This window comes from Vibrio sp. 10N.222.52.C3 (assembly GCF_041474195.1).
Taxonomy (GTDB): Bacteria; Pseudomonadota; Gammaproteobacteria; order Enterobacterales; family Vibrionaceae; genus Vibrio; species Vibrio crassostreae_C.
Window position 1 is genome coordinate 1 of the sequence record NZ_JBFRTQ010000025.1, and the last position, 220, is coordinate 220.

General features: G+C 46.8%; 1 pseudogene. It reads right to left on the minus strand.

The window, feature by feature from the left end:
• Nucleotides 1-23: 23 nt before the first annotated feature.
• Nucleotides 24-220, minus strand: a pseudogene (locus AB4517_RS03775) (single-stranded DNA-binding protein); the annotation flags it as partial.

Sequence of the window (220 nt, forward strand, 5' to 3'; positions counted from 1 at the left end):
TTATAATATATTAAAAACAGGATCTAAAATGGGATGTCATCATCAAAATCCATTGGCGGCTCATTATATTGAGGTTGAGCCTGCTGAGGTGCTTGTTGAGGTGCTTTTGGCTGCTGTTGAGCGGGAGCACTGTATTGTTGTTGCTGTTGTTGTGGCTGCTGTGGCTGACCCCAACCACCTTGCTGTTGGTTGTTACCCATGCCACCTTGAGCAGGAGCAC